This is a genomic window from Mycobacterium simiae, assembly GCF_010727605.1.
Lineage (GTDB): Bacteria > Actinomycetota > Actinomycetes > Mycobacteriales > Mycobacteriaceae > Mycobacterium > Mycobacterium simiae.
In genome coordinates this window covers 1,451,018-1,476,673 of record NZ_AP022568.1, presented here as the reverse complement: position 1 = coordinate 1,476,673, position 25,656 = coordinate 1,451,018, and the positions used below count along the sequence as shown (strand labels likewise).

Genomic DNA, 25,656 nt, shown 5'->3' with positions numbered 1-25,656 from the left:
GCGGCGCGGTAGTCTCCGCTGATGGACGCCCGCCCGGTGGGAATTGCCGACTGGGCGCACGAGTGTGACGTCCTCGTGGCGGGCTCGGGCGGCGGCGGGGTTACCGGGGCTTACACCGCGGCGCGTGAGGGTCTGGACGTGCTGCTGGTCGAGGCCACAAACAAGTTTGGTGGAACCACCGCGTATTCGGGCGGCGGTGGAGTGTGGTTTCCGTGCAACCCGGTGTTGGTCCGGGCCGGTAACTGGGGCGGTGTCGAGGACACCATCGAGGACGCGCTGACCTACTACCACGCCGTGGTCGGTGATCGCACGCCCCGCGACCTGCAGGAAACCTATGTCCGGCGCGGCGCGGCACTGATCGAATACCTCGAGCAGGACTCGCGGCTGAAATTCGTGCCGCTGCCCTGGCCCGACTACTACGGGAAGGCGCCCAAGGCGCGTCTGGACGGTCAGCGCCACATCGCCGCCAAGCCGCTGGCGGTGGCGGCCGCGCCGGAATTGCGTGACCAAATCCGGGGACCGTTGGACACCGATCGACTCGGCGCGCCGACGCCCGCGGACTACTTTCTCGGTGGCCGCGCCCTGATCGCTCGATTCCTCAAGGCCGTCGGCCAGTACCCGAACGCGTCGCTGCAGCGAGACACCGCCCTGGTCGAGCTGGTGCTGTCGGATGAGCCGGAAAGGCGGGTCACCGGCGCGATTGTGGAGGCCGAGGGGAAACGTCGGGCCATCCGTACCCGTCGGGGCGTGCTGCTGGCGGCCGGCGGCTTCGAAGCCAACGACGACCTGCGCCGCCGCTATGGGGTGCCCGGCGACGCGCGAGACACCATGGGCGGGCCGGGCAGTCGCGGCCTGGCACTGCAGGCCGGCATCGCCGTGGGTGCCGACACCGATCTGCTGGATCAGGCCTGGTGGTCACCGGGCATGACGCATCCCGACGGTCGCTCGGCGTTTGCGCTGTGGTTCACCGGCGGCATTTTCGTCAACCAGGACGGCAACCGGTTCGTCAACGAGTCGCAGGCCTACGACCGGGCCGGCCGGGAGATCATCAGGCAACTGCAGGGCGGCTCACTCACGTTGCCGTACTGGTTGATTTACGACGACAAAGAGGGCGAGGTGCCGCCGGTCAAGGCGCCCAACGTCAGCATCGTCGAAACCGAGAAGTATGTGGCGGCCGGCCTGTGGCACTCCGCGGACACGCTGGCGGAACTGGCCGCCAAGATCGGCGTCGGGGCCGGGCAGCTGGCGGCAACGGTGGCCCGGTTCAACGAGTTCGCGGCCGCCGGCGTCGACGACGACTTCGGCAGGGGCGACGAGGCCTTCGACCGCGCGTTCTCCGGCGGCGCCTCGCCCCTGGTCCCCCTCGACCGCCCGCCGTATCACGCCGCCGCGTTCGGCCTCTCCGATCTGGGTACCAAGGGCGGCCTGCGGACCGACACCGCGGCGCGGGTCCTGGACAGCTCGGGGCACCCCATTGCCGGCCTGTATGCGGCGGGCAACACGATGGCCGCGCCCAGTGGGACCGCTTACCCCGGGGGCGGCAACCCGATCGGGACCAGCATGTTGTTCAGCCACCTGGCTGTGCTGGACATGTGCGACCGTCACGGATGATGCTACCGGCGTTCTAGGCTGGGCCCGGTGACCGACCGCGATCAATTCCGCATTCCGTTGAACGCCGCCGCCTTGCGCGCCGAGTTGATCGGGACCGGATTGGGGTGGCGGCGGCTCGATGTCGTCGAGCAGACCGGCTCCACCAACGCCGATTTGCTGGCCCGCGCGGCCAGCGGCACCGACATCGCGGGAGCGGTCCTCATCGCCGAGCACCAGACGGCGGGCCGCGGCCGGCACGGCCGCGGCTGGTCGGCTTCGCCGCGGGCACAGATCACCATGTCGGTCGCGGTCAGTGTCGTCGACGTCCCGGTGACCGGCTGGGGCTGGCTGCCCTTGGCCACCGGCGTGGCGGTGGTCGACGCGGTGACCCCGCTGCTGCAGGAAGTCGGGGTGTCGCTGGGACTGAAATGGCCCAACGATGTGCTGGCCGGCGGGGGCGAACGCGCCGGGAAGCTGGCCGGAATTCTGGCCGAGGTAGCACGCCCGGTCGTGGTAATTGGCTTGGGGCTCAACGTAACTCAGTCACCTGACGAGGTCGACGGGCCGGGCGCGACCTCACTGTTCGACCTCGGCGTTCGCGCCCCCGACCGGGAACGGCTGGTGGGGTCGGTGCTGCGCGAGCTCGGCGGCCGGATCGTGGCGTGGCAGGCCGCGCGCGGGGCCGATTGGCAGTTGGCGGCCGACTACCGCGCGCGCAGCCTGACCCTCGGAACGAAGGTGCGCGCTGCGCTGCCCGGTGGCAAGGAGATCGTCGGGATCGCCAGCGCGATCGACGACCACGGCCGGCTGTGCTTGGAGAGCAAGGGCGAGACCGTCGTCGTTTCCGCCGGTGACGTCGTGCATTTGCGGGGCTAATGTCACCCCATGAGTTATCCCGACAACGCCCTGGCCGCCGGTGAACAGGTCGTCATCCATCGGCACCCGCACTGGAAGCGGCTGATCTGGCCGGTCGTGGTCTTCCTGCTGGCGACGGGGCTGGCAGCGTTCGGGTCCGGTTACGTCAACTCGACGCATTGGGAACAAACGGCCAAGAACATCGTCCACGGCGTGATCTGGGGGATCTGGTTGTTGGCCGTCGGTTGGCTGACGCTATGGCCGTTCTTGAGTTGGCTCACGACTCATTTCGTCGTCACCAACCGCCGGGTGATGTATCGCCACGGATTGCTGACCCGCAGCGGGATTGATATCCCGCTGGCTCGGATTAATAGCGTGGAATTCCGGGACAAGATTTGGGAGCGGATGTTTCGCACCGGGACGCTGATTATCGAGTCGGCGTCACAAGATCCGTTGGAGTTCTATAACATTCCACGGCTGCGCGAGGTGCACGCGCTGCTGTATCACGAAGTCTTCGACACCCTGGGGTCCGAGGAGTCGCCCAGCTGAGCCGACCGGCTCAGCTCCATACGTCGGCTGGCCCGGTTCCGCCAGGCCCGCAGTAGCGTCACGTTGCCGTCCTCGATCTCGTCTTCGAAGACTTCGGCGATGCCGCCGGCGGTAAGCGCGGACTCGAGTGCCTTGTCGGGGTTGCGGGCGAACTGGTCAGGGAAGACCCAGCGCCGAAATGCCCAGAAGCGGAACGCCATCTGCAGCAGATTGCCGATGATGTAGGCGGAGATGAAGTCGGCGATGTTCTCGACGGTCAGCGAGACCGTCGGCTCGCGCAGCTGCAGGACATAGCTGGAAATCCATAGCGGAGCCATGCTCAGCAGCACCCCGACGCCGCTAAAGGCGAAGAACAGCAGCGCCTCGTGGTGACGCTCGCGGCCGCCGCGGTCACGGAAGCTCCACTCGCGGTTGAGCACATAGGAAGCGATGACCGCGACGATGCCCGCGATGACCTTGGCCGTCACCGGCTTGGTCTCCAGGATTGTCAGCTTGAGGGTGTAGAAAATGGCCGAGTCGATGATGAACGTGGTGCCGCCGACGATGGCAAATTTGATGAATTCGTGGTGGCGCTGCGCATAGGGCTGAAAGGCCTCGGGCAAGCGCGCGATTGTGGCATCGGCGAAGGACACAACACGTGAGTCTACGTAGAGACGCGAAAACGGCGCAAAATGGTACCTACCATTTTTGCGTCGCGGCCGGTCAACACGCCACCGCGGGTAGTCGTGACACCATGATGGCCGTGCCGAATACACGCCCGCCGGAAGCCGCCCCCGTCGTAGCCATGGTCGGTGGCGGCCAACTGGCCCGGATGACCCACCAGGCCGCGATCGCGCTGGGACAGCGACTGCGCGTGTTGGCCACGTCAGCCGACGAGGCCGCCGCGCAGGTCAGCCCCGATGTGGTGATCGGTTTGCATACCGACCTCGACGACCTGCGTCGGGTGGCGGAGGGCGCCGACGTGCTGACGTTCGATCACGAGCACGTCCCGACGGAGCTGCTGGAGAAGCTGGTCGCCGACGGTGTCAATGTGGCGCCGCCGCCGCAGGCCTTGGTCCATGCCCAGGACAAGCTCGTCATGCGCCGTCGGCTAGAGGCCCTGGGCGCCGCCGTCCCGCGCTATGTGGGCCTGGATTCCCTCTCGCAACTCGCCGAGGTCGATGCCTTCGTGCGGCGCCTGGGCGCGACGGATGACACCCCGTTGGTGGTCAAGGCCGCGCGTGGCGGGTACGACGGCCGCGGCGTGCGGCTGGCCCGCGATCTGGCCGACGCCCGCGCGATCACCCGCGACTACCTGGCCCAGGGCGTGCCGGTGGTGCTCGAGGAAAAAGTGCAACTGCGACGCGAGCTGGCCGCGCTGGTGGCGCGGTCGCCGTTCGGCCAGGGTGCGGCATGGCCGGTCGTCGAGACGGTGCAAAAGGACGGCATCTGCGTCCAGGTGATCGCGCCCGCGTCGAATCTGCCCGAGCACGCCGCCGTGGCCGCCCAGCAGCTGGCACTGCGGCTGGCCGCCGAACTCGGCGTGGTCGGGGTGTTCGCGGTCGAGCTGTTTGACACGGTGGACGGCGCCCTGCTGGTCAACGAGCTTGCGATGCGGCCGCACAACTCCGGGCATTGGACCATGGACGGGTCGCGGACCAGCCAGTTCGAGCAGCATCTGCGGGCGGTGCTGGATTACCCGCTCGGCGACACCGACGCGATCGCTCCGGTGACGGTGATGGTCAACGTGCTGGGCGCCGCGCAACGGCCGCAGATGACCCTGGACGAGCGGCTGCACCACCTGTACGCGCGGATGCCCGACGCGCGGGTGCATCTGTACGGCAAGGCCGAGCGCCCCGGGCGCAAGGTCGGGCACATCAATTTCCTGGGCGGCGACCCTGCGGAACTACCGCAGCTGCGTGAACGCGCTGAGCTGGCGGCACACTGGTTGGCGCATGGACAGTGGATGGACGGATGGGACCCGCATGAGGAGCGGCGCTTATGACTGACAAACCTCGCGTCGGGGTGATCATGGGCAGCGACAGCGACTGGTCGGTAATGCAGGACGCTGCCGAGGCGCTCGCTGAATTCGACGTTCCGGCTGAGGTTCGGGTGGTCTCGGCGCACCGCACCCCGGACGTGATGTTCGACTACGCGCGGGCCGCGGCCGACCGCGGCATCGAGGTGATCATCGCGGGCGCCGGGGGCGCGGCACATCTGCCCGGCATGGTGGCGTCCGCGACACCGCTGCCGGTCATCGGGGTGCCGGTGCCGTTGGCCCGGCTGGACGGGCTCGACTCGTTGCTGTCGATCGTGCAAATGCCCGCGGGTGTGCCGGTCGCCACGGTCTCGATCGGCGGCGCCCGCAACGCCGGCCTGCTGGCGGTGCGGATTCTCGGGTCCGCGGATCCTGCGCTGCGGGCCCGGATGGTCGCCTTTCAGGACCAGCTGGCCGAGAGTGTGCGAGCCAAGGATGCGGCCCTGCAGGAGCTTCGAGGTAAAGTTACCCACGAGTAGCAAGGAAATGAGGAGGCTCTCGACATGGCTGGATGGGCCGGAACCCCGGATTTTGATCTGTTCCAGTTGCCTGAGGAGCACCAGGAGTTGCGGGCCGCAATCCGGGCGCTGGCGGAGAAGGAAATCGCCCCGCATGCCGCTGATGTGGATGAGAACTCCCGCTTTCCGCAGGAGGCGCTGGACGCGTTGACCGTGTCGGGCTTCAACGCCGTGCACGTGCCCGAGGAATACGGCGGCCAGGGCGCTGACTCGGTGGCGGCCTGCATCGTCATCGAGGAGGTCGCCCGTGTCGACACCTCAGCGTCGCTGATCCCGGCGGTGAACAAGCTCGGCACCATGGGTTTGATTTTGCGCGGCTCCGACGAGCTCAAGAAGCAGGTGCTGCCCTCGATCGCGGATGGCAGCGCGATGGCGTCCTACGCGCTGAGCGAGCGCGAGGCCGGCAGCGACGCGGCCGCAATGCGCACGCGGGCCAAGGCCGATGGCGACGACTGGATCCTCAACGGCGCCAAGTGCTGGATCACCAACGGCGGCAAGTCGACCTGGTACACCGTGATGGCGGTGACCGATCCCGACAAAGGCGCCAACGGCATCTCGTCGTTCATGGTGCACAAGGACGACGAGGGCTTCACCGTGGGCCCGAAGGAACGCAAGCTGGGCATCAAAGGCTCACCGACTACCGAGCTGTACTTCGAGAACTGCCGCATCCCGGGTGACCGGATCATCGGCGAACCCGGAACCGGCTTCAAGACGGCGCTGGCCACCCTGGACCACACCCGTCCCACGATCGGCGCTCAGGCGGTGGGGATCGCGCAGGGCGCGGTGGACGCTGCCGTCGCCTACACCAAGGATCGCAAGCAGTTCGGCCGTCCGATCAGCGACAACCAGGGCGTGCAGTTCATGCTGGCGGACATGGCGATGAAGGTGGAGGCCGCCCGGCTGATGGTCTACAGCGCCGCCGCGCGGGCCGAACGGGGCGAATCGAATCTGGGCTTCATCTCGGCGGCATCGAAGTGCTTTGCCTCCGACGTCGCGATGGAGGTCACCACCGACGCTGTGCAGCTGTTCGGGGGCGCCGGCTACACCATCGACTTCCCGGTCGAGCGGATGATGCGCGACGCCAAGATCACCCAAATCTATGAGGGCACCAATCAGATTCAGCGCGTGGTGATGTCGCGGGCACTGCTGCGCTGATCTCTTGCCGGGGTCGTTGAACTTGAAAGTCAGCTCGACTAATAAGATCAATAGTTCACGCACCATCAGCCGTTCGGGGATGTAGCGGCCGCGTGGCACGAGATGAGCAAGGCACGACTGCGGCAAGGGGTGCGGAATGCTGAGCCCAGTCACGCCGGCGGCGCATTCGCAAACGTTGTCGTTGCTCCTGGTCGAAGATGATCGGGCCGATGCGGTGCTGGTCGAAGACCTGATCGCCGACGCGGTCGACGACATCCGGGTGATTTGGGCGCAGTCGATGGCGCACGCCGAGCGCGAGCTGGCCGCGGCCCGCCCCGACTGCGTGTTGCTGGATCTGAACTTGCCGGATGCCAACGGTATTGACGCGCTCAACCGCATCGCCGAACGCGACGCGACCGTGCCGATCGTTGTGTTGACCGGTCTCAATGACGAGAACTTCGGCGCGTCGGCGGTCGCGGCCGGAGCACAGGATTACCTGGTCAAAGGGCGCGTCGAACCCGAAATGCTGCGCCGCGCGCTGCTTTACGCGATCGAGCGCAAACGGGTCGAGCTAATCGCCGCCGATTTGCACGCGACTCAGCTCCGGGCGCGCGAGAACGCCCTGCTGGAGCGGGGTCTGCTGCCCTCGCCGCTGCTGCTGGAAAACCCGGGCGTCGACATCGTCGCCAGGTATCGGCCGAGTCGCGCGGACGCGCTACTGTGCGGTGACTTCTATGACGTCGTGCAGACCCCGGATCGGGTGGTCCACGTTTTGATCGGGGATGTCGCGGGGCATGGCCCGCATGAAGCCGCCTTGGGTGCCGCGTTGCGAATCGCCTGGCGTGCACTGACATTCGCCGGCGTACGGGCAGGTGAACTCATGCGCCAGCTCGAGCGGGTGCTGCATGCCGAACGCAGCGGCAACGGCATCTTTGCGACCGTCCTGTCCCTTGAGATTGCGCCGGACAGCCCGCGCCTGTCGGTGATCCGGGCCGGTCACCCCGGTATGTTGCGGCAAGGCGCGCAGACCGTGGAGTGGGTGGAGCCGCCGGCGGGACCGGCGCTGGGCCTGCGTGCCGACGACTGGCCGCTGCACGAGCTGGAATTGCCGGTGGGGGAGGGACTGCTACTGCTCACCGACGGACTCTTCGAAGGATATTCCGGAACTGGCAACGAGCGCCTTGGGGAGGATGGCTTGCTGGGACTTGCGCGTAACTACCCTGGTCTACCCGGGTCGGCATTCGTCGACGCGCTCATCGACGGTGCCGAGGAGCTCGCCCAGCCGCGCGGTGGCCTCACCGACGACATCGCGGTGGTACGAGTGGAGCGGACCGCGCCGTGAGCACCGGTTCGCAGCTGCGCGCTCAGCTCACGGTCCGGGGCTGGCTGTTCCTGGTGCTGCTCAGCATGGGGGTGCTGGTGCTCGCCGGTGCGCTGGCCGGTGCGGCGTTGCTGAACCGCACCGACGATGTGGCGCGGGGCCTGAGCGAGGAGATCCAGCCGGCGCGGGTGGCGGCTTTCCAGTTGCAGGCGGCGCTGCGTGATCAGGAGACCGGCGTGCGCGGCTACGTGATCGCCGCGGACCGGCAATTTCTCACGCCGTACTACGACGGGCAGCACGCCGAACGCGCGGCGGCCGACGAGCTACGACGGCTGCTGGGCCAGCGCATCGAGCTGCTCAACGATTTGGACGCAATCGAGCGGGCCGCCAACGACTGGCGGGTCAGCTCTGCTGAGCCGTTGATCGCCAACGTGACCCCCAACTCGCCGGGCGTCGCCAACAGCAGGGTTGCCGATCGTGGCAAAGTCGAATTCGACAAGCTGCGTGGGCTTTTCGATTCGCAGAACTCGGACCTTGCTGCGGCATCCGCGCAAGCCGTCGACGAATTGAAGGATGTCACCGCCTGGCGTGACCGGGTGCTGGGCGCGGTGGTGCTGGTGTTCTTCGGTCTGGCGATCACGCTTGGTGTGTTGACCCGAGCGGCGATCACCCGGCCGCTGGCGGCGCTGGCGGCGTCGTGCCGGCGGATCACCGAGGGCAGCTTCACGGAGTCCATCTCACTTACCCAGGGGCCTAAGGACATTCGTGACATGGCCGTCGACGTCGAGAACATGCGGCAACGCATCGTGTCAGCGCTCGACATCTCACGGGCCGCCGAAGCGCGCCTGGATGAGCAGACGATCGAGCTCAAGCGCTCCAACGCCGAACTCGAGCAGTTCGCCTATGTCGCCTCGCATGATCTACAGGAACCGCTGCGCAAGGTCGCCTCCTTCTGCCAGTTACTCGAGAAGCGCTATGCCGACAAACTCGACGAGCGAGGCATCGAGTACATCAACTACGCGGTCGACGGTGCCAAACGCATGCAGGTGCTGATCAGCGACCTGCTGAGCTTTTCCCGGGTCGGCCGGGTGGGCAGCAAGCAAACCGAGGTCGACCTGGATGCGACGCTGGACGCGGCTGTGGCCAACTTGGAAGCCGCCATCGAGGAATCGAATACCGAGATCGTGCGGCCCGGCCGGCCCTTGCCCCGGGTTGTCGGGGACCCCACCCTGCTGACCATGTTGTGGCAGAACTTGATTGGCAACGCGATCAAATTCCGCAGCGTCGAACGACCGCCGCGCGTCGTGATCGACTGCGAGTCGCGGCCCGATACCAACCAATGGCTGCTGACCGTGTCGGACAACGGCATTGGCATCGCCGAGGAGTTCACCGAAAAGGTGTTCATCATCTTCCAGCGGTTGCACGGCCGGGAGGTATATCCGGGCACCGGCGTCGGGCTGGCGCTGGTGAAGAAGATCGTCGAGTACCACGACGGCACGGTGCGCATCGATACGGCCTACACCGAAGGAACCCGGTTCGAGTTCACCCTTCCTGTGAGCCCGAACGTTACCCAACCGACCGCTCTGGAAGGAGCTCATCAGTGACACCGGCCAGCAGGGCGATCGAAATCCTCCTCGTCGAAGACGACCCGGGCGATGAACTCATCACTCGAGAAGCGCTGGAACACAACAAATTCCAAAACCGGCTGCACGTCGCGCACGACGGCGAAGAGGGTTTGAACTTCCTCTACCGACGTGGTGAATTCGAGGACGCCCCGCGGCCCGATCTGATCCTGCTGGACCTGAACCTGCCGAAATACGACGGGCGCCAGCTGCTGGAAAAGGTCAAGTCCGACGCTGACCTGTCCCGCATCCCGGTGGTGGTCCTCACCACCTCGTCAGCCGAGGAAGACATTCTGCGCAGCTACAAGTTGCACGCGAACGCCTACGTGGCCAAGCCCGTCGATCTCGACCAGTTCATCAATGCGGTACGCCAGATCGACGAGTTCTTCCTGCAGGTCGTCCGGCTGCCGGGCGTGTAAGGCGAGCCAGGGCTGCCACGAGCGCGCCAGCTACCGGACCGACTCCTCGGCGCACACGATGCCGCGCGGGGTGACCTCGTACACCCGGGTGGTCGGGATGTCGAAGAAGATGCCGACCACCTGCAAGTCGCCGGATTTGACCGGTTCCGCCACGATGCGGTGGCGGGTAAGCCTTTCCAGCTGAATCGCGACGTTGACCACGCTGAGCTGATCGACCTCGGAGTAGCCGACGGCTTCCGCGCTCCGGCGGGCCGGATGGTGGTCGCGATAGGCGGCCAGGCTTTCGCTGGCGTATTCGAGCCATTGCCCCATGGATGTGTTCGCGCGGTCGATGCTGTCGTCGATGAGCACCTTCATCGCGGCGCACTGCGAATGTCCGCAGATCACCACCGATCGCACGCCCAACTGGCCGACGGCGAATTCCAGTGCAGCGTCGACGGATCGGTCGTCGGTGTCGGTCGGCACCAAGTTGCCGAAATTTCGGACGGTGTAGAGATCGCCAGGGCCGCTGGCGGTAATGACGTTCGGCAGGATGCGCGAGTCGGCACACGTCAGGAAAAGCGCATACGGGTCGTGTGAACCCTTGAGCCCGGAAATGTGGTGATGCAGAACGGCAGCGCCGTTTCGGTGATACTCGTCGATGCGGTCGAGGATGGATGCGTCGCCGGCACCGACAAGGCGGGCACGCGCGGACTTCCACGGGACCAGCCCGATCGGGTCCGAGGCGAAGTGGCGCTTCGGCGGGTGCGCATGGGCTTCACGCAACGTTGCGGCGGTCGTCTCGACGATGGCCACGACACCACCCCGGGCCTCATGGGCGCGTTTCCAATCTTCGATGGCCTCGGAGACGGAGTCGTCGATGTAATCCGCGTTCAGGTTCAACGTCACCTCGGATCCCTGAGGAACCGATGCCAGCGCCTTTGTCAGGCGGGGCAACAGTAAAAAGCTGAGTGTGCCGTCGATGTCGATCCGCCACTGCGTGGACTGCTCGTCTCCGACTGGCTGCACCACGACCGGCGCGCGGATCACCCGGACCAGCAGGAAGACGATCGCGACGGCCAGTCCGATGGCCACCCCCTCAAGGAGGTTGAGAAAGACCACGGACACGATTGTGATCGCGTATATCGCGAAATTGCCTGTCCGCCAAGCTAACTGGATATGGGCTAGCTTAACCAGTTGGGCGCCGATCACGATCAGCAGTCCAGCCAGTGCGGCCTTGGGGATGAGCTCCACCAGATTGGTGAACAGCGAGGCGAACACCAGGATCCACACACCGTGCAGCACCGCCGACATCCGGGTGCGAGCACCGGCGGCCACGTTGGCCGAGCTGCGCACGATGACGCCGGTGACGGGCAGCCCGCCCAGCAGTCCGGACATCACGTTCGCGGTGCCCTGACCGATGATCTCCCGATCGAAGTTGGTTCGCGGGCCGTCGTGCAGTTTGTCCACACCGACCGCGCACAGCAGCGATTCGACGCTGGCGATCAGTGCGATTGTCAGCACACCCACGATGATGTCGTTGGCCTCTTCGATCCACGGCTTGCCTTTGGGTGACGCGCTCCCGATGTGCGGCAGACCGAGGGCATCGAAGAAGTTGCCCGACAGTGAGATTCGATCGGTATCGAGGCCCGCGGCGATTGCGAGTGTCGTGGCCACCACGATAGCGACCAGCGGAGCGGGGACCATCCGAACTTTGGCGGGTAGTCGAGACCATGCCAACAAGATGACGATGACCGTCGCGCCGGTGATCACCTCGTGCAGTTCGTGGTGCAAGATGCCGCTGGGCAACGCGATGAGGTTCTGCCATGCCGAACTGTGGGACGATCCGCCCAGCAGGACGTGAATCTGTTGCAGCATGATTGTGATACCGATGCCTGCCAGCATCGCGTGCACCACCACCGGGGCGATGGCCAGCGCTGCGCGAGCCATTCGGCTCAGCCCGAACCCGATCTGCAGTGCCCCCGCCGCGACCGTCATCACGCACAGCATCGAAAAGCCGAGATCGTCGATCAGCCCGGCGACCACGACGGTCAGGCCAGCGGCGGGGCCGCTGACTTGAACTGAGGACCCGCCGAGTGCGCCGGCGACGATGCCGCCGACGACCGCGGCGATCAGACCTGCGGCCAGCGGGGCGCCGGAGGCGATTGCGATACCCAGCGAAAGGGGTAGAGCCACAAGGAAGACGACAAGCGAGGCGGGCACGTCGTGCCGCAGATTTTGCAGCAGCGACGGGCCTTTGGCTGCTGTTGCGACATTCGTGACAGACGCATTCATAGGTCGACTCCTCCGGCTGAAGAAACCCTTTATGACCGGTAGAACGCCGCGTGTCAATGCGAGGTTACCGGCCCCCAGAACCGCGGCAAGACATATCAGCAAACGGCAAGACATTGCGCCGCCTGCGGCTAGTTCGTGTGAGAAAGCTTTCTCCGCTCGTCGGAAGGTCTCGACAAACGCCTAGGTATTCATCGACAACTCAAAGAAAGCCAGGTGTTGGCACAGTGACAACCGCATCTGTCATTGGCAATTCAAAGAGAATCCCGCGCGGGAATCACGACTCGGTCAGATACGTGTTGTTGTGCTCGCCGGTCGCGGGTGGGGGGTCGGCGGCCGCCGCGGCGAAGCTGGAATAGCGCGCCGGTGTGCGGATCACGGTGATTTCATCGTCGCCGCTGCCCACCGTGAGTGCGAGCTCGTTCTCGGCGAACAACGGGGTTGCGACGACCTGCTTCCAGGTGTAGGCCAGGCAGGCCATCAGGCCACCCGCTTGCAGCAGTTCGACCCATTCGGCGGCGGTCTTGGTGGCCAGCGCCGACTCGAGTTCCTCAGTCAGCTCCGGGTAGTTGATCGCGCGGGAACGCTGGTCGATGAACCGCTCGTCTTCGTGCAGGTCGGGCCGCCCGATGATCTCGCACAACTTCGCCCAATGCTTGGGCACATACGCGCTGATCACCAGATACCCGTCCGCGGCCTTGAAGGCGTCCGATGGCTGGGTGGCGAAGCCGACACCCTTGCGCTTCTTGGTCGTCGGCGCCGCCTCCCGCCTGGGGTTGGGCTGCTCGCCGGACTTGTTCAGGTGGATCGTGAGCTGGCTGGCTTGCAACCCGACCGCGACGTCGTACATCGCGACGCGCACGACGTCGGCCACGCCGTGACGTTCCCGGTTGAGCAGTGCGGCCAACACCGCTTGTGCCAGCACGTGACCGCTGGCCGCATCGACGAGCTGGAACGGGATGATCTGCGGCTTCCCGCTCGGCGTGGGCATGCCGGTGGTCATGCCCGCTTCCGCGGCGACCATCAGATCGACCCCCGGCCTGCTGCCGTGCGGACCATTGCCTCCGTAAGCGGAGAGGCGTGCGTAGATCAGTTTCGGGTTGCGGGCTCTTAAATCTTCGGGACCCAAGCCCATCCGCTCCATGACGCCGGGTCGGAACCCCTCGAGCACCACATCCGCGGTGTCGACCAGCCGCAGGATCTGTTGCTTGGCTGCATCGTCGGTCAGATCCACCGCCACCGACTTTTTTCCGCGGTTATGCGGCCAGAACAGCGTGGGCAGCGGTGGGCGGCCGGGCAGCACCGCGACGATTTGCCGGGCGGCTTCCCCGCCGGGTGCCTCGACCTTGATCACCTCGGCGCCGAGATCGGCCATGACCTGCCCGGCCAGCGGGCCGGCGATGTTCTGTGTGAAGTCGAGTACCCGGTAACCGTCTAGCGGCTTGGGTGGCTGGTCGTTTGGCATGGTGGCCCTCCTTAGCCTGCCTTGCGCAGCACCGCGCTGCAGTAATAGTTCTTGGCGAACGGGGCGTCGTCACCATCGGGTTGTTGCGGTAATCCGTTGTGGGCCAACAATTCGTTCAGCGGGGTACACGCGGGCTGCCAGCCGAGGGTGTGCAGGTAGTCGGCGACGTCGTTGCGTTCCCCAGGGAAGCCCAGATCGTCCAGTGCGATATCGAGCCCATGATCCCGCCAGCGCCGGCTGGCCCTGTTCAGCGCGTTCTGATTCGAGCCGGTGTTCATGAACACCTCGGCCACCAGCTGACTGCCTTCGGCTGATAGCGCGGTGATGTTGTCCAGCAGGCGGTCCTGGGCGGCCGGCGGCAGGAACCCGAGTAACCCTTCCGCAGCCCATGCGGCGGGCTTGCCGGTATCGAACCCGGCCTGCTGAAGCGCCGATGGCCAGTCGTGGCGCAGGTCGACCGAAACGGCTCGAATCTCGGCGGTGGGCGCAGCGCCCAGCGCTTCGATCGTCGCGGTCTTGAACTCGATGACCTCCGGCTGGTCGATCTCGAAGATGATCGTTCCCGGCGCCCATGGCAGTCGATATCCGCGCGCGTCCAGGCCGGAAGCCAGGATGACGATTTGGCGGATGTGAGCCGCGTCGTCCTGGGCTTTCGCGAAGAACGTGTCGATATAGCGGGTGCGCGCCGCCAGCAAGTCGGTCATGCGCTGCATGCCCCACGGGGCGCCGGGCTCGTCGACGTCGGTGGTGTCGATGTCGCCGTTGGCCCATCGGGTGAAAAAGTCGACCCCCACGGCGCGCACCAGCGGCTCGGCGAACGGATCATCGATGAGTCGGTCCTTGGTGGCCCGTGCCCGTCCGGCGGCAACCATGGTGGCGGTGGCCCCCACGCTCGTCGCCAAATTCCAGGTGTCATTGTCGCTTCGCGCCACGGACGCATCCTTTCCGGTTCGTACTGGTTAGACGGATAACGATACGGTCCGCGCGCTGCTCGGCGTTGCCCGGTGGGTGCTTTTAGGGGCACCGGTTCACGCCCGAGGCGCTTATCACCATTGCGTTTGCGAAAGTGCTTCTATGCCAGCACTTTTAGCCAGCGCCCATGGCGCGATCGTCACGCGGGTCGCTGAGAGTCAAACCCGCTCAGCTGTGAGGACAGGCATCGTTGTCAGTGTCGCGGCGCGCCCAAAATCCGCGGTGGAGCCGCGCTAATGTGAAGGGGCATCGCCTTGGTCGTCTTAGATTGGTCGTCTTAGAGATGCGGCGTGGGCCGGTCCGGCCTGGCGTCGCGAAGGGGGTTATGCACGTGGTCCTTTCAGTGATTCCGCCAGCACTCGAAGCTTTCGCTGCCACCAATGCCGCTGCCGGAGAGGCGATCTCGTCCTCGGGTTCTGCCGATGCTGGCGGAATGCTGGCTGCGGCGGCCGCTGCGCTGGGTCCGATAGGCGCAAGCTATCTAGCCGCCTACGCACCGGCCCAGGCCAACAATTTGGCAGCCACCCTGCAGCTGGGGCGGGTGCATGCAGGCATCGGGGCGGCGACGCAGGCCGCCAACGCGTCTTTCGTAGTCGCCGACGAATTGTGACATTGGGCAGGTATGCCAGTAATCAAACAAGCGGCGTCGCCACCCCCGGTCACGCCCATATCTTCAACTGTGCCAAGCCATCAATCGGCGCAGACCTCGCCCGGGGCCGACCCGGGGCCGATCATCAACGCGAGTGAATCCGACCTCGGCGATTACCTGAATCAGCCGGTGCAGAACATCCTGGCGCAGCTAGGTGTGCCGCCGTTGCCGCAACCTGCGCCGCCGTCGGATGCGCCCCCACCCGCTGCACCGCCTCCCGGCGCAACGGGCAACCAAATGACCGGCATGTTGACCAGCCTGTTGACTCAGATGATCCAGCCCGTCACGGATGCTCTGGGGATGCTGGGACCCGGTGTGTTTTCGAATCTGGATCCGTCCCAGATGCTGAGCGGCATTTCGAACACGCTCGGCTCGGCGGCGCAACTGGTGCAGCCGGCCATGGCCAACGTCGCCGGCGCCTGGCAAGGGGACGCCGCGACCGCGGCCATGGCCCAAACCAGTGCCGCACTGACCGATGGCACCCAAGTATCCAGTCAGGCAACCGCTTTGAGCAACAGCTTGTCCACGGCAGCAGCCAGTGTGCAGCAGGCACAGTCGCAGCTCATCGCGATCCTGAATCAGTTTTCGGCGACCATCGCGGCGATCGGGCCAAACATCATCTTCCCGTGGGGAATTGCCCAGGCAATCGCGGCCGCGAATCAGGCGGTCACGATGTCCACCGCCGTGATGACCGAATTGCAGGGCAGCCTGGGCACTGAATCGGCTAACACCACCGCGGTCGGAGCTCCGGTGTCGTTGAGTTCGGCGCGGATAACGGGCCCGGGACTTGCCACGGCAGGTACTCCGTCGTCGGCGGCGACCGCCGTATCGGGGCTGGGCACCAACCTCCTTGCAGCACCAGGTGCGGCAGCCAGCGCTCCCGCCGCCGCGGGCTCCGCACCTGCGTCGGCGTTCACCCCCCTGGTGCAGGCGGTTGCCATGCCCGCCATGGAAGGCGTCGGCGCGGCAACGAGTGCCATGCAAGGCGCCGGTGCCGGTGCCGGTGTTCCGACGCCGTCGGGGGCTCCTGGAGCTTCCGGTGGGCCGTCCGGCCTTAACCCAGGCGCGGGAAGGTCTGGCGCCGGAGGGGGCGGAGGCGCGGGTATCGTTCCGCCGAGCGGAGTTCCGTTGGAAACCATCCAGTCGCGGTTGTCGTCGGCGCCGACCGTTCCGGTGACTGATGCGGCCCCCGAAGCGATGAGTGCCGGTGCGTTGTCGCCACCGCCCATGAGCGGAGCCCCGATGATGGGTGGTGCACCAATGGCGGGCGGCGCCCGGGCCAGCGCGGGGCGCAGCCACACTGCCGCGGCATTCCTGCATACCTCTGACCAAGGCGATGAGATCGTCGGCGATCTCGGCAGCGTTGCCCCGGCTGTGATCGGACAGCCGGAAACAGTCGCCAGCCCGGACATCGAATTGAGGATTTAAGTAAGGAGTTTCGCTATGACAAGCTCAGCTGAATTGCGGATGCAGCCCGAGGAAGTGGCCGACGCGACCCGGCAACTGGACCAATTGGCGGCCCGCGCCGAAAAACTGATGCAGAACGAAGCGGCGAACCTGACCACCGTGGCTCCGGCGCGCGACGAGGTGTCCCGCCGGGTCGCTTCGACTCTCAACGAAGTTCACTCGTCGTTCGGCAAGTCGACCGATCAGGCAACAAAAGAGATCCGGCAGGTGGCCGCGACATTGCGGGCGCACACCGACAACGTGGTGGCAGCCGAACAAGACTTCGCTGTTTGATACGGTGCCGTCCCCTCAGCTCGGAAAGGAGGTCTAGGCATGGGATTTACCAATGTCGCATGGGAATCGCGCAGTGCAGAGCAGCTTGCCCGCGACCTCGCCGACGGACCCGGTCCGATGTCGGTCGGGCAGGCTGGTGCCGCCTGGGTGCGAGTCGCCGACGAATGGGCAAGCATTTCCGAGGACTACAACAAAATTGTTGACAAGATCAAGGGCGCGTTCGCCAGCCGTGGGGCCGATGCGGCGGCCCGCAAACTCGAAGCGTTCGGCGAATGGCTGCAGTCGATCAGCCTGAGCGCGGCCGGTAATGGGCAGCGCGCCGAGGAGGCGGCCGTTGCCTACAGTGTTGCGGTGCTTGGCATGCCGAGCATCTCCGAGGCCGTCGAGGCGCAGACAGCCCATGACGTCATGACGTCGCTCGCCGCGTACAACGGGGCGATCCTCAACGGGCAATTCGCCGAGCTCGATCAGGCGGTGACAACCCATCAGGTGAGCGCTTCGGCGGCGATGTACGGATACGAGGAGGCGTGTGAGGCGCTCGCCGCGCCGTGGGACCAGCCGCCTCCGCCCGCGGTGTGTGACGGTGGCGCGCTGAAGGCCGAGCAGCAGGCGCACGCCGACGAACACGCCGGCAGCGTCGGAGCCCACAGCGCCGCAGCGGGCTTGGCGCCGCCTCCGCTGGCACCGTTTCGCGCAACCGAGGTCAGGTCGACTAGCGCCACCAAGACGTCGCGCACCAGCGGGTCGGTCGCCGGGTTGTCAGGTACTGCTCCGATGGGCACCGGATACGGCCCGATGGCCGCCCTCGGACGCGGGGCCAACTCCCGCGAGCACCAATCATCGTTGGTCACCACCCTCGACGACGGTGGTGAGAGCGGCGCCGGCCTGTCCGAGGACAACCCCTCGTGGCTGCCGGCGGCGCAACGCAGCGATGCGCCGTTCGTGGTGTCGCACGCGAGTTGGGGTCCGGATTCCTCCTTGTTCGACGAACTCGTGGCGCCCGGCGAGCCGGAACCGCCCCAGTTTGCCGATGCGCCCGAACCGACACTGGAGCAGGTCTCCGATCGCTGGGTTTCACCACCGGTGATCGGTGTCGACAAGGGGCTGACGCTGTGACCACAGCCCTCGCGAATCGGCTGACGCTGACTGAGGATCAACTCCGGGTGGCGGCGCTGCGCGTCGGCGTCCACGACCTTCCGGCTGTTCTGCCGCCGCGACCGCGGCACGGCACAGTGGACGTGCGTGCTGCGGCATTCCGGCAGGCCTCGCGAGAGTTGTTGTCGCGCAAGCTATTCACCCTAGACGGTGTGCACCCCGACTTGCCGCCGGTGCTGCAGGCACTGGAGCGTCCCGATCGGGCGCTGGTGATGCGGATGGTGACGCCCGATGGTATAGCGCGGGTGAGTGTGGTGCGGCGCGGGTCGCTCTGCGTGCTCGCGCGTCGGATCGGAGCCGAGATCCAGTTGCGAATGATCGGGCACGGCACCGAGTTAGGCGATGCAACGCTGGCGCTTCGAGCGGAACTACCACCGGGCCGACCGGCGGACATTCTGCCTGTCGGGGCGCCGCTGCAGATGATGTCGGAATGTTTGACCGGCACCCATGACGCCCTGGCACTGGCGGACCGGATTCGTGCTCTGGGGGCCGACTCCGACGCCGCGATGCTGCTGGGGTCCGCAATGGCATCGCGTCAAGCATTCGTCGAGATTGTCTATTCCGCACTGGCCGATTACGAAGACCGGATTTCACGCGGTCCGGCCGCGGTGGCGGTGTTCTACACCAAACGTGGGCGCATCATCGGTGCGCCGAGCGCATCTCCGACAGGGGAACTGTGGACCACCCTCAAACCGGGTTCCGACCATGTCTTCGGTCAAGCGATCGGACAACTCGTCGGACTCGCCGAGGAGGGGTGGGCGGCTTGCGGTGGGGGCGCAATTTAGCACCCAACGCGCGCGTCGCCGCACGGGCAAAAAACATCCGAATGAGAAAGGGAACGGCACGAGGCAATGACACTTGCACTTACGCAGGCTGAGGCACAGTCGAAAATCCAGCAAATTGAAGACGCTCGCAATCAGGCGGTCGCGACGCTGCAGAAGATCGAAGACAGCCAGCAGCAGATGCTCAGTTCTGCCTGGCAGGGCGGCAGCGCAACAACTTACGGCCAGACCTCGGCCACGCAGAACGAGGACATTAATCAAATAATCAGCAACCTCAACCAGATCGTAGAAACCGCTTCAGCGCAAATCCGCTCTGTGGCAAATCTGGACAACGGCTAAAGGAGTAACAAACGATGACCAGCGACCACATTCAATACAACTTCGCGGCCAACAATGCTTCTCTGGATGACTTGACGAGTATGGTCAGCGGGATTCAGGAAGTCCGGTCTGACATCAACAATCTCTTCAGCGTGCTAGCCACCGTGTACGAGGGCGCCGGCGCGGATGCTCTGAGTCAGGCGCATCAGAATTTGGACGCGATGCTGGACGACGTGCTGAACAACATGGCCGTCTCGCAGCAGCAGGCGCAGGCGCAACAGGCTGCCATGCAGGCGCTGGACGCTCAAAACGCAGCAGCATTCTGAGATTGCCGGGGAGCCCGGGCTCGTCTTCGACGAGTCCGGGCATCCAGGCTTTGAACGATAAGGATTGGCGCAACTGATGGCGAGCAGCGGTTCCACGAATAGCGGTTCCACGAACGGCGGTTCCACGAATAGCGGTTCCACGAACGGCGGTTCCACGAATAGCGGTTCCACGAATGGCGGTTCCACGAACGGCGGCGGGACCGATATCAGTTCATTGAACAGCGGGCTCACGGACTTACAGAAGAATGGCCCGGTCGACCTGAAACTGTCCACTCAGACGCGCGATGCATACCTCAACATCGTCAAGACCTTTCACGACGCGCTCAACACACAGCTGACGACCATCAAGAATCTCCCGAATTTGGGCGACCCTGGCGCGCTTGGATCGGCGATCCAAACCAAGAACAATCTAGCGCTCGATATTTCCGGGCTCGATGGCATCGAACAATCGGTCAACCAGTACTTGTCATATCTTCAACAGTTTTCGGCAACAGTGAAGGCGGCCTGCGACCGCCTAACCGGAGCCGGCTAGTCTGGGGCGCCGCGTAGTTATGTCACACCATAAAAAGCCACCGCCTCTTACCGCCGAACAAATCAATGATCTCATCAACTCCGGCAAAGATGCGCAGAATACACCGGGCGCCAATTGGGGGGTTTGGGAGACTCTGACGAATAGCGATGTCACGTCCCTCGCCATCGCGCAGAACGAACTGCAAAGTATTAGCGGGACCACGGCGAACCCGGCCAGCGTCGACATCGAGGACTTCGGTGCCGTCTCCTTCGAGGACATGTGGCAGGCCTTCAGCAACGCTTCGGGCACCTTAGACAACAACAGCGGCAACACTTTACAACAGGTCGCCAGCAATATTCTCGAGGCGTCGCAAGCGTTTCAGCAACAACTCGCCCAGCAAGAAGCCAAGAACGAGTGGGTCGGCAAAACGCACGATGCCGCGATACAGAACATCACCGCGTCGCTGCCAGACGTGGCGAATATTTCCTCTGGAGCCAATGCGCTGGGGCTCCTGATCAACGCCTTCTCCCACACGGTTTTTCAGACGCAATGGTATCTCGATGAGAATATCAACGGCTATCGAACCTCGATAGATCGTTGGCCGAACGAAGTCGACGAGATCAACAACGTCTACGACTCGTTTGCACAAGACGTGATGAATACGGTTTACGCACCGAACATCTCGAGTATCGCCAGTAACAATCCCGGCTTCGCTACGCCGACCAACGACCCGGCGCCGCCACCGGATCCCGGCCCGGGGGGCGGCGATTCCGGCGGCGGCAACGGTTCCGGTGATGGGAAAGGCGCGAATAACACGCCACCCCCACCGCCACCGCCTCCCCCACCACCGCCTGTACCGCCACCGCAAAACCTGACCACCACACCTCCACCCGGTGATCCGAACGCGGGCCCGCCCCCGCCGTCCGGCGGCCTGAATGGCACACCACCGCCGTTGACCGACTTGAACACCGCGCCGCCGCCGTTGACGAACCTGGCTGCTTCGGTGCCGCCGCCGTTGACTGGGTTGAACACCACGGCGCCGCCGCCGTTGAGTGACCTAAACACCACGGCACCGCCGGGCTCGGATGGTCTTGGCCCGTCCGGTGATAGCGGAATTATCGATCCCTCGGGTGATCCGACGGGGAGCTCCGGAGACTTCCCCCTGCCGAACACGACGCCGCCGAATACCGCCGCACTTACCAGCGCTCTCAATGGATCTGGCGATGATCCGTCGCTGAACGACGTCGGCAGTACCGATCCGTTTAGCAGCGGCGCAGATCCGGGCGCAGGTTCCGGCGATTTCGTTACGCCCACCGGCACCGGGATTGCTAACCCGTTCAGCGGTTCCAGTAACCCCCTCGGTGCCCCGGCCAATCCATCTGGTGGCTTCGCCGGCTCCGGTGGTTCGGCTGGTTCCGGCGGATCGGGGTTGGGCAGCGGGTTGAGCCAAGCGGCGCAAGGGCTCGAGGAACCACTGCAGCAGGCGTTGGGGGCGGGGCGGAACCAGGGCGGCATGCCCGGTGCTGGCCTGCCCGGTGCTGGCCTGCCCGGCGGGAAGGACCTCGATGCGCTCGGCAGGCCGGGCCCGGGTGCCGGCCATGAAGGAGGCGGTGGCGCCGGCATCGGATCTCATGGGCGCGACACGTTGTCGCCTGCCGGTGCGCCGGTGGCGGCCGCGACTAAGGGAACCGAATTCCCGGGCTCGTCGGCGCGTGCCGGTGGTCCGTTGGGCGCCGGCACTTCGCCTGGGGGCACACCGCCGGGTGGCGGTGGCGGGGGGCAACGCGGGCCCGGCGGCAAGGAGCACAAGGCCAATAAAGCGCTGCGCCGCAAGAAGAATGGTGAACTCGTCCTCGGTGAGGTCGACGCCGTCGTCCCAGTGATCGGTGACGACGGTCCAGACGAGCCCGAGCCTACGCAGCGGACCCCGACTCCACCGGCGCCGTCGGTGCCTAGACCGCTGGCGGTCAGCTACACGCGCCGGACGGCGTCCGAGCAACGCACCGAGGTCGGGCGGTGACATCGCTTCAGTCGGTTGCCGTCCTGCGGCCCAGTCCGCGCCCGCTGGTGGATACCGAAGTGGCCCCGGATTGCCACTGGCGCGCCATCTGCGAGCATCCTGGGAGCACGCCTGCGGACATGGCTGTGCAAGCCGGCAAGGCAGCGCTCGCGGCCGCCGACGTCGACGTGGATCGCGTGCATTGGCTCGTGCACGCCGGCATCGGGCCCCAAGGCAGCCAGGGTTGGCCTGTCCATCACTACATCCAAAACGGCATCGTCGGATGCCATGGCAATGCGCTGGAGATGAAGCAAAATTGCGCCGGTGGACTCACTTCGTGGCTATTGGCTGCACGATTGCTCGATGACGCCGGCTACTCGCTGTGTACCGGTGCCGACAACTGGTCTTGGACCGATCGCTTTGTGAACTCGAGAACCGTTGGCGGCGAGCCCTTGTCGGATGTGTCCTACGCTACGGTCATCTCACGCGAGGCGGGCTTCGCCAAGCTGATGGGTAGTGGCACCGCGAGCTATCCGGCCGTTGCCGACGACTGGCGGATTCACGAAAAATATTGGGAAAATACCAATGCCGACGACTTTCATCGTGCGTACGCTCGCGCGACGGAGGCGCGTTCGCTCGACTCGATGCGTCAATCGTTTCGTATGTTCCTCTGCGCGATACGGGCGGCGCTGGCTGAGGCAAAGTTGAGCCCGCAGTATGTCACGCATTTCGTGCCACAAGGCTCAGACAGCGGACAACCCTTTCAGTCACTGGCGAACCTGATTGGGCTGCCCTGGGCGGAAGAGCTTCATCAGCACAACCTTGATCACGGCTATCTGGGTGTGAGCACGCAAGCGGACGGGCTGATCTGGTTGGCACAGACCGGTAGCCTGAGGGCGGATTCAATCGTCCTGCTGCTGGCCGTCGAATACGAGCTCAGCGCAACCGCGATAGTCCTGAGACTGATACGGGCCCCGCGCGTGTCCAGCGACGGCATAATTCAGGTGATCGCATGAGCGGGGTCCTGGCTGATCGGGTCGGAACCATCGATCTGGTGGACTTGAACGCGATCAGCCAGTTTTACGGCCGCGATTTCATGCCCTATCCCTTCATGTTCACCCGAGGTCCGCGTTTCGCCACTCGGGACGAGGCCTTGTCCTATACCAGCGCAGTGCCGGACCGGTTCAATCACGGCGATCTGAGTATTTTTATGGAGTGCATGGTCGCCTACGAGTCCGCAGACATCAGGGTGGAGTGCCACGTTCAATTCATACCGGCCGATTCGCCGAGCCAGCGCTTGATAGCTTATCGGTCAGGGCATCTGGGCTTCTTTGCTGAGCAGCGACCTGGCGACGATCTGGTCGATGTGTATTCGCTGTCACCCTATGATTTGGGCACGGCCATTGCCGACGCGGTATCGTTGACTCAGCCCGGAATCCACCCGGAAATCGTGATACCGGAATACATTCCACGAGGCCAAGCCGAGTTCGACGGCGGCGCCTTCGTGGTGCAGCACAAGGCGGCCTCGACGAGAGAGGCCATCATTCCGGCCAGTGCAGTGTCGGCCTATTCGACAATCCAAAGTCATTGGCGCCCAACCCGTAGGTGGGGGCTCGACCGCGGAAAGCGAGCCTTGGTATGGGTGCGGGTCATTGACGACGGCGACTACATCTATGCACCGGACAACTCTCACGCACGGCCCATGACGAAACCGTTGTTGACCGAGCAGATCAACCGGCTCATCGCCGATGATGTGGCAATACTTCGGGAGTTCCGGCGTGGCTAGCTGGAGGTCGACCTGCGATTTGGAACCCACTGTGCGAAGGAGCAATTCACGTGAGTAACGATGCCGCGAGTCAGGATTTCAGCCACGTTCTGTCGTTGGTGCAGGAGCAGATGCGAGATCTGTCCGTCATGCAGCAACGACGGGCGGCCCTCACCGCCACAGCCACCGCGGCCGATGGAACTGTCGAGATAACCGTCGATGCGCAACGGATGGTGACAAAGACGGTCATAGACGAGTCGTATCTGGACGAGTTCGAACTCGCCGATCTGGGCGGCTACATCACGACTGCGGCGCAAGATGCTGCACGTGAGATCGAACGAAAGTCAGCCGGCCTCCTTACACCATTAACCCAACGGCGCCAAGAAATTTCGTCCTTTTCAGGCCTTGTCCCGGACTCACCCGACTTCGCCGAGTTGCTATCCAGCCTGACCGAAATGGCGCCGCCGCCCATCCGTTCCGACGACGGCGGCGACGAAGGGCTGGACGACCAATCGTCTTACCCGACCGTGAGGAGATAACCGATGGGCGACTCACTTAATGTCGACATCGGTTTGCTGCAGACGGCAGCCGCGAATGTCGCCGACGTCAGCTCCGAGATGCGTCAAGTGCTTTCCACGCTGCAGGGGCAGCTGGCGGCGCTCGGGTCACCATGGGGCAACGACTCGGCCGGTAATCAGTTCGCCAACGGTCCCACCGGTTACGTCGCGCAAGTCGACCAGGTCGACGAGTCCATCGACGCCACGATCCAACAGCTCGACAGCCTTTCACAGTCGCTGAACTCGGCGGCCAGCAACTTCGAGCATCAGGACCAGCAGCCGGCCGGGACGGGAAATATGTTGGCGAGCATCGGCTCCGGCTCGGGAGGTTCGGGTGGCTCGGGAGGTTCGGGTGGCGGAAACGTACTTCTGAGTACGGGTTCGGTTCAGCTTGAGTCGGCTGCCCTGGAACGGTCAATCTCGGCTGAAATTCCTGCCGCGGCGGCTATTGCGGCCCAGCCGAGTATTCCGGCCCAGCCTGCCGTGCTGGCGGAGGGAGCCGTCCCGGGGCAGGTCGTACCGGCTCAGCCGGTTCTCCCCGCGCAGCCAGTCATTCCGGCCCAGCCGAGTGTTCCGGCCCAGCCTGCCGTGCTGGCGGAGGGAGCCGTCCCGGGGCAGGTCGTACCGGCTCAGCCGGTTCTCCCCGCGCAGCCAGTCATTCCGGCCCAGCCGAGTGTTCCGGCCCAGCCTGCCGTGCCGGTCGCCACAACTTCGCTGTCGAATTGGGGCAGCCCGGGCCAAGTCCTGTCCGCCGTCTCGGCTGAGCCCGCCGTTCCAGTGCCGCAGGCCGTCGCGGGCCAGACCTGGCCGGCACAGCCCGCTGTCCCGGCACAGCCCGCTGTCCCGGCTCAGCCCGCGGCCGCGGCAGGGAGTGTATCGGCGGGTGCTGTGCCCTGGGCCAACACGTATACGCCCGCAGCCGGTTCCGGTGCACTGATCGAGCTCGCGGAACAGTTGGCTGAACCGGCCGGGGAAGGGCTCAGCGCGGTGATGGAGGCGACCCAACGCGGAGGGTCGACGAATTCCGCTACGCCCCTGGACACGCCGAGACCGGGAACAGCGCCCGCTGACCCTGCGACCTGACCCCGAGCAATCGAGAGCCGTGGAACTGACGCACCGGA

Annotated in this window: 26 protein-coding genes; 22 read left to right on the top strand and 4 right to left on the bottom strand. The window is 65.2% G+C overall.

Features of this window, described 5'->3' with window-relative positions:
- The first annotated feature begins 21 nt into the window (after positions 1-21).
- From G6N33_RS06695 to G6N33_RS06685, 3 genes are read left to right on the top strand one after another with little or no spacing between them, the layout of a single operon-like run.
- Positions 22-1,611: an FAD-binding protein gene (locus tag G6N33_RS06695; protein WP_044510014.1), complete on the top strand. Its 1,590-nt coding sequence runs from the start codon at positions 22-24 to the stop codon at positions 1,609-1,611.
- 27 nt (positions 1,612-1,638) lie between these two features.
- Positions 1,639-2,466: a biotin--[acetyl-CoA-carboxylase] ligase gene (locus G6N33_RS06690; protein WP_101528532.1), complete on the top strand. Its 828-nt coding sequence runs from the start codon at positions 1,639-1,641 to the stop codon at positions 2,464-2,466.
- Positions 2,467-2,475: 9 nt separating this feature from the next.
- Positions 2,476-2,994, top strand: a complete 519-nt coding sequence (locus tag G6N33_RS06685) for a PH domain-containing protein (protein ID WP_044510016.1) — start codon at positions 2,476-2,478, stop codon at positions 2,992-2,994.
- On the opposite strand, the gene G6N33_RS06680 is transcribed toward G6N33_RS06685, so the two are convergent.
- Positions 2,949-3,626 carry a GtrA family protein gene (locus G6N33_RS06680; RefSeq protein WP_044510017.1) on the bottom strand — a complete coding sequence of 226 codons (678 nt, stop codon included), beginning with the start codon at positions 3,624-3,626 and terminating at the stop codon, positions 2,949-2,951. The genes G6N33_RS06685 and G6N33_RS06680 overlap by 46 nt on opposite strands.
- 101 nt (positions 3,627-3,727) lie before the next feature.
- Here G6N33_RS06680 and G6N33_RS06675 point away from each other — a divergent pair, with 101 nt between their 5' ends.
- From G6N33_RS06675 to G6N33_RS06650, 6 genes are all read left to right on the top strand, one after another.
- Positions 3,728-4,978: a 5-(carboxyamino)imidazole ribonucleotide synthase gene (locus tag G6N33_RS06675; protein ID WP_044510018.1), complete on the top strand. Its 1,251-nt coding sequence runs from the start codon at positions 3,728-3,730 to the stop codon at positions 4,976-4,978.
- The gene (gene purE / locus G6N33_RS06670; protein ID WP_044510019.1) at positions 4,975-5,490 is read left to right on the top strand and encodes a 5-(carboxyamino)imidazole ribonucleotide mutase; all 516 of its coding nucleotides are present in this window, start codon (positions 4,975-4,977) and stop codon (positions 5,488-5,490) included. The genes G6N33_RS06675 and purE overlap by 4 nt, the downstream gene beginning before the upstream one ends.
- A 24-nt stretch (positions 5,491-5,514) precedes the next feature.
- Positions 5,515-6,684: an acyl-CoA dehydrogenase gene (locus G6N33_RS06665; protein ID WP_044510020.1), complete on the top strand. Its 1,170-nt coding sequence runs from the start codon at positions 5,515-5,517 to the stop codon at positions 6,682-6,684.
- Positions 6,685-6,820: 136 nt separating this feature from the next.
- Positions 6,821-8,005, top strand: coding sequence for a PP2C family protein-serine/threonine phosphatase (locus G6N33_RS06660; RefSeq protein ID WP_044510021.1), 1,185 nt, complete (start codon positions 6,821-6,823; stop codon positions 8,003-8,005).
- Positions 8,006-8,070: 65 nt separating this feature from the next.
- The gene (locus G6N33_RS06655) at positions 8,071-9,588 is read left to right on the top strand and encodes a sensor histidine kinase (protein WP_081662393.1); all 1,518 of its coding nucleotides are present in this window, start codon (positions 8,071-8,073) and stop codon (positions 9,586-9,588) included.
- The gene (locus G6N33_RS06650) at positions 9,585-10,025 is read left to right on the top strand and encodes a response regulator (RefSeq protein WP_044510023.1); all 441 of its coding nucleotides are present in this window, start codon (positions 9,585-9,587) and stop codon (positions 10,023-10,025) included. Before G6N33_RS06655 ends, G6N33_RS06650 begins: the two co-directional genes overlap by 4 nt.
- A 30-nt stretch (positions 10,026-10,055) precedes the next feature.
- Here the strand turns inward: G6N33_RS06650 and G6N33_RS06645 are convergent, their stop codons facing one another.
- The 3 genes from G6N33_RS06645 to G6N33_RS06635 all read right to left on the bottom strand — a co-directional run bounded on the left by G6N33_RS06645 (position 10,056) and on the right by G6N33_RS06635 (position 14,693).
- A complete protein-coding gene (locus tag G6N33_RS06645; RefSeq protein ID WP_044510024.1) occupies positions 10,056-12,299 on the bottom strand; it encodes a SulP family inorganic anion transporter in 2,244 nt (747 codons plus the stop codon).
- A gap of 274 nt (positions 12,300-12,573) precedes the next feature.
- Positions 12,574-13,761, bottom strand: coding sequence for a CoA transferase (locus G6N33_RS06640; RefSeq protein WP_044510025.1), 1,188 nt, complete (start codon positions 13,759-13,761; stop codon positions 12,574-12,576).
- Positions 13,762-13,772: 11 nt separating this feature from the next.
- Positions 13,773-14,693 carry a class I SAM-dependent methyltransferase gene (locus G6N33_RS06635; RefSeq protein WP_044510026.1) on the bottom strand — a complete coding sequence of 307 codons (921 nt, stop codon included), beginning with the start codon at positions 14,691-14,693 and terminating at the stop codon, positions 13,773-13,775.
- Between the two features lie 365 nt (positions 14,694-15,058).
- Between G6N33_RS06635 and G6N33_RS06630 the strand changes: the two genes are divergently transcribed.
- The 13 genes from G6N33_RS06630 (at position 15,059) to G6N33_RS06570 (ending at position 25,618) form a co-directional block, all read left to right on the top strand.
- A complete protein-coding gene (locus tag G6N33_RS06630) occupies positions 15,059-15,343 on the top strand; it encodes a hypothetical protein (RefSeq protein WP_049919175.1) in 285 nt (94 codons plus the stop codon).
- A gap of 69 nt (positions 15,344-15,412) precedes the next feature.
- Positions 15,413-16,810, top strand: a complete 1,398-nt coding sequence (locus tag G6N33_RS06625) for a WXG100 family type VII secretion target (RefSeq protein WP_044510028.1) — start codon at positions 15,413-15,415, stop codon at positions 16,808-16,810.
- 15 nt (positions 16,811-16,825) lie between these two features.
- Positions 16,826-17,122 carry a PE domain-containing protein gene (locus G6N33_RS06620; RefSeq protein ID WP_081662191.1) on the top strand — a complete coding sequence of 99 codons (297 nt, stop codon included), beginning with the start codon at positions 16,826-16,828 and terminating at the stop codon, positions 17,120-17,122.
- A 39-nt stretch (positions 17,123-17,161) separates the two neighbouring features.
- Positions 17,162-18,238 carry a PPE domain-containing protein gene (locus G6N33_RS06615; protein ID WP_044510030.1) on the top strand — a complete coding sequence of 359 codons (1,077 nt, stop codon included), beginning with the start codon at positions 17,162-17,164 and terminating at the stop codon, positions 18,236-18,238.
- Positions 18,235-19,062: an ESX secretion-associated protein EspG gene (locus G6N33_RS06610; protein ID WP_044510031.1), complete on the top strand. Its 828-nt coding sequence runs from the start codon at positions 18,235-18,237 to the stop codon at positions 19,060-19,062. The genes G6N33_RS06615 and G6N33_RS06610 overlap by 4 nt, the downstream gene beginning before the upstream one ends.
- A 66-nt stretch (positions 19,063-19,128) precedes the next feature.
- Complete coding sequence (locus G6N33_RS06605; protein WP_044510032.1) at positions 19,129-19,398, top strand: hypothetical protein; 270 nt, start codon at positions 19,129-19,131, stop codon at positions 19,396-19,398.
- A gap of 14 nt (positions 19,399-19,412) precedes the next feature.
- The gene (locus tag G6N33_RS06600) at positions 19,413-19,703 is read left to right on the top strand and encodes a hypothetical protein (protein WP_044510033.1); all 291 of its coding nucleotides are present in this window, start codon (positions 19,413-19,415) and stop codon (positions 19,701-19,703) included.
- Between the two features lie 76 nt (positions 19,704-19,779).
- Positions 19,780-20,235: a hypothetical protein gene (locus tag G6N33_RS06595; protein ID WP_163771419.1), complete on the top strand. Its 456-nt coding sequence runs from the start codon at positions 19,780-19,782 to the stop codon at positions 20,233-20,235.
- A gap of 19 nt (positions 20,236-20,254) precedes the next feature.
- Positions 20,255-22,234: a hypothetical protein gene (locus tag G6N33_RS06590; RefSeq protein WP_044510035.1), complete on the top strand. Its 1,980-nt coding sequence runs from the start codon at positions 20,255-20,257 to the stop codon at positions 22,232-22,234.
- Positions 22,231-23,229: a hypothetical protein gene (locus tag G6N33_RS06585; protein ID WP_155945933.1), complete on the top strand. Its 999-nt coding sequence runs from the start codon at positions 22,231-22,233 to the stop codon at positions 23,227-23,229. The genes G6N33_RS06590 and G6N33_RS06585 overlap by 4 nt, the downstream gene beginning before the upstream one ends.
- Positions 23,226-23,999: a hypothetical protein gene (locus G6N33_RS06580; protein WP_101528481.1), complete on the top strand. Its 774-nt coding sequence runs from the start codon at positions 23,226-23,228 to the stop codon at positions 23,997-23,999. Before G6N33_RS06585 ends, G6N33_RS06580 begins: the two co-directional genes overlap by 4 nt.
- A gap of 50 nt (positions 24,000-24,049) precedes the next feature.
- A complete protein-coding gene (locus G6N33_RS06575; protein ID WP_044510038.1) occupies positions 24,050-24,517 on the top strand; it encodes a YbaB/EbfC family nucleoid-associated protein in 468 nt (155 codons plus the stop codon).
- 3 nt (positions 24,518-24,520) lie between these two features.
- The gene (locus G6N33_RS06570) at positions 24,521-25,618 is read left to right on the top strand and encodes a WXG100 family type VII secretion target (protein WP_101528480.1); all 1,098 of its coding nucleotides are present in this window, start codon (positions 24,521-24,523) and stop codon (positions 25,616-25,618) included.
- The last annotated feature ends 38 nt before the right edge of the window (positions 25,619-25,656 follow it).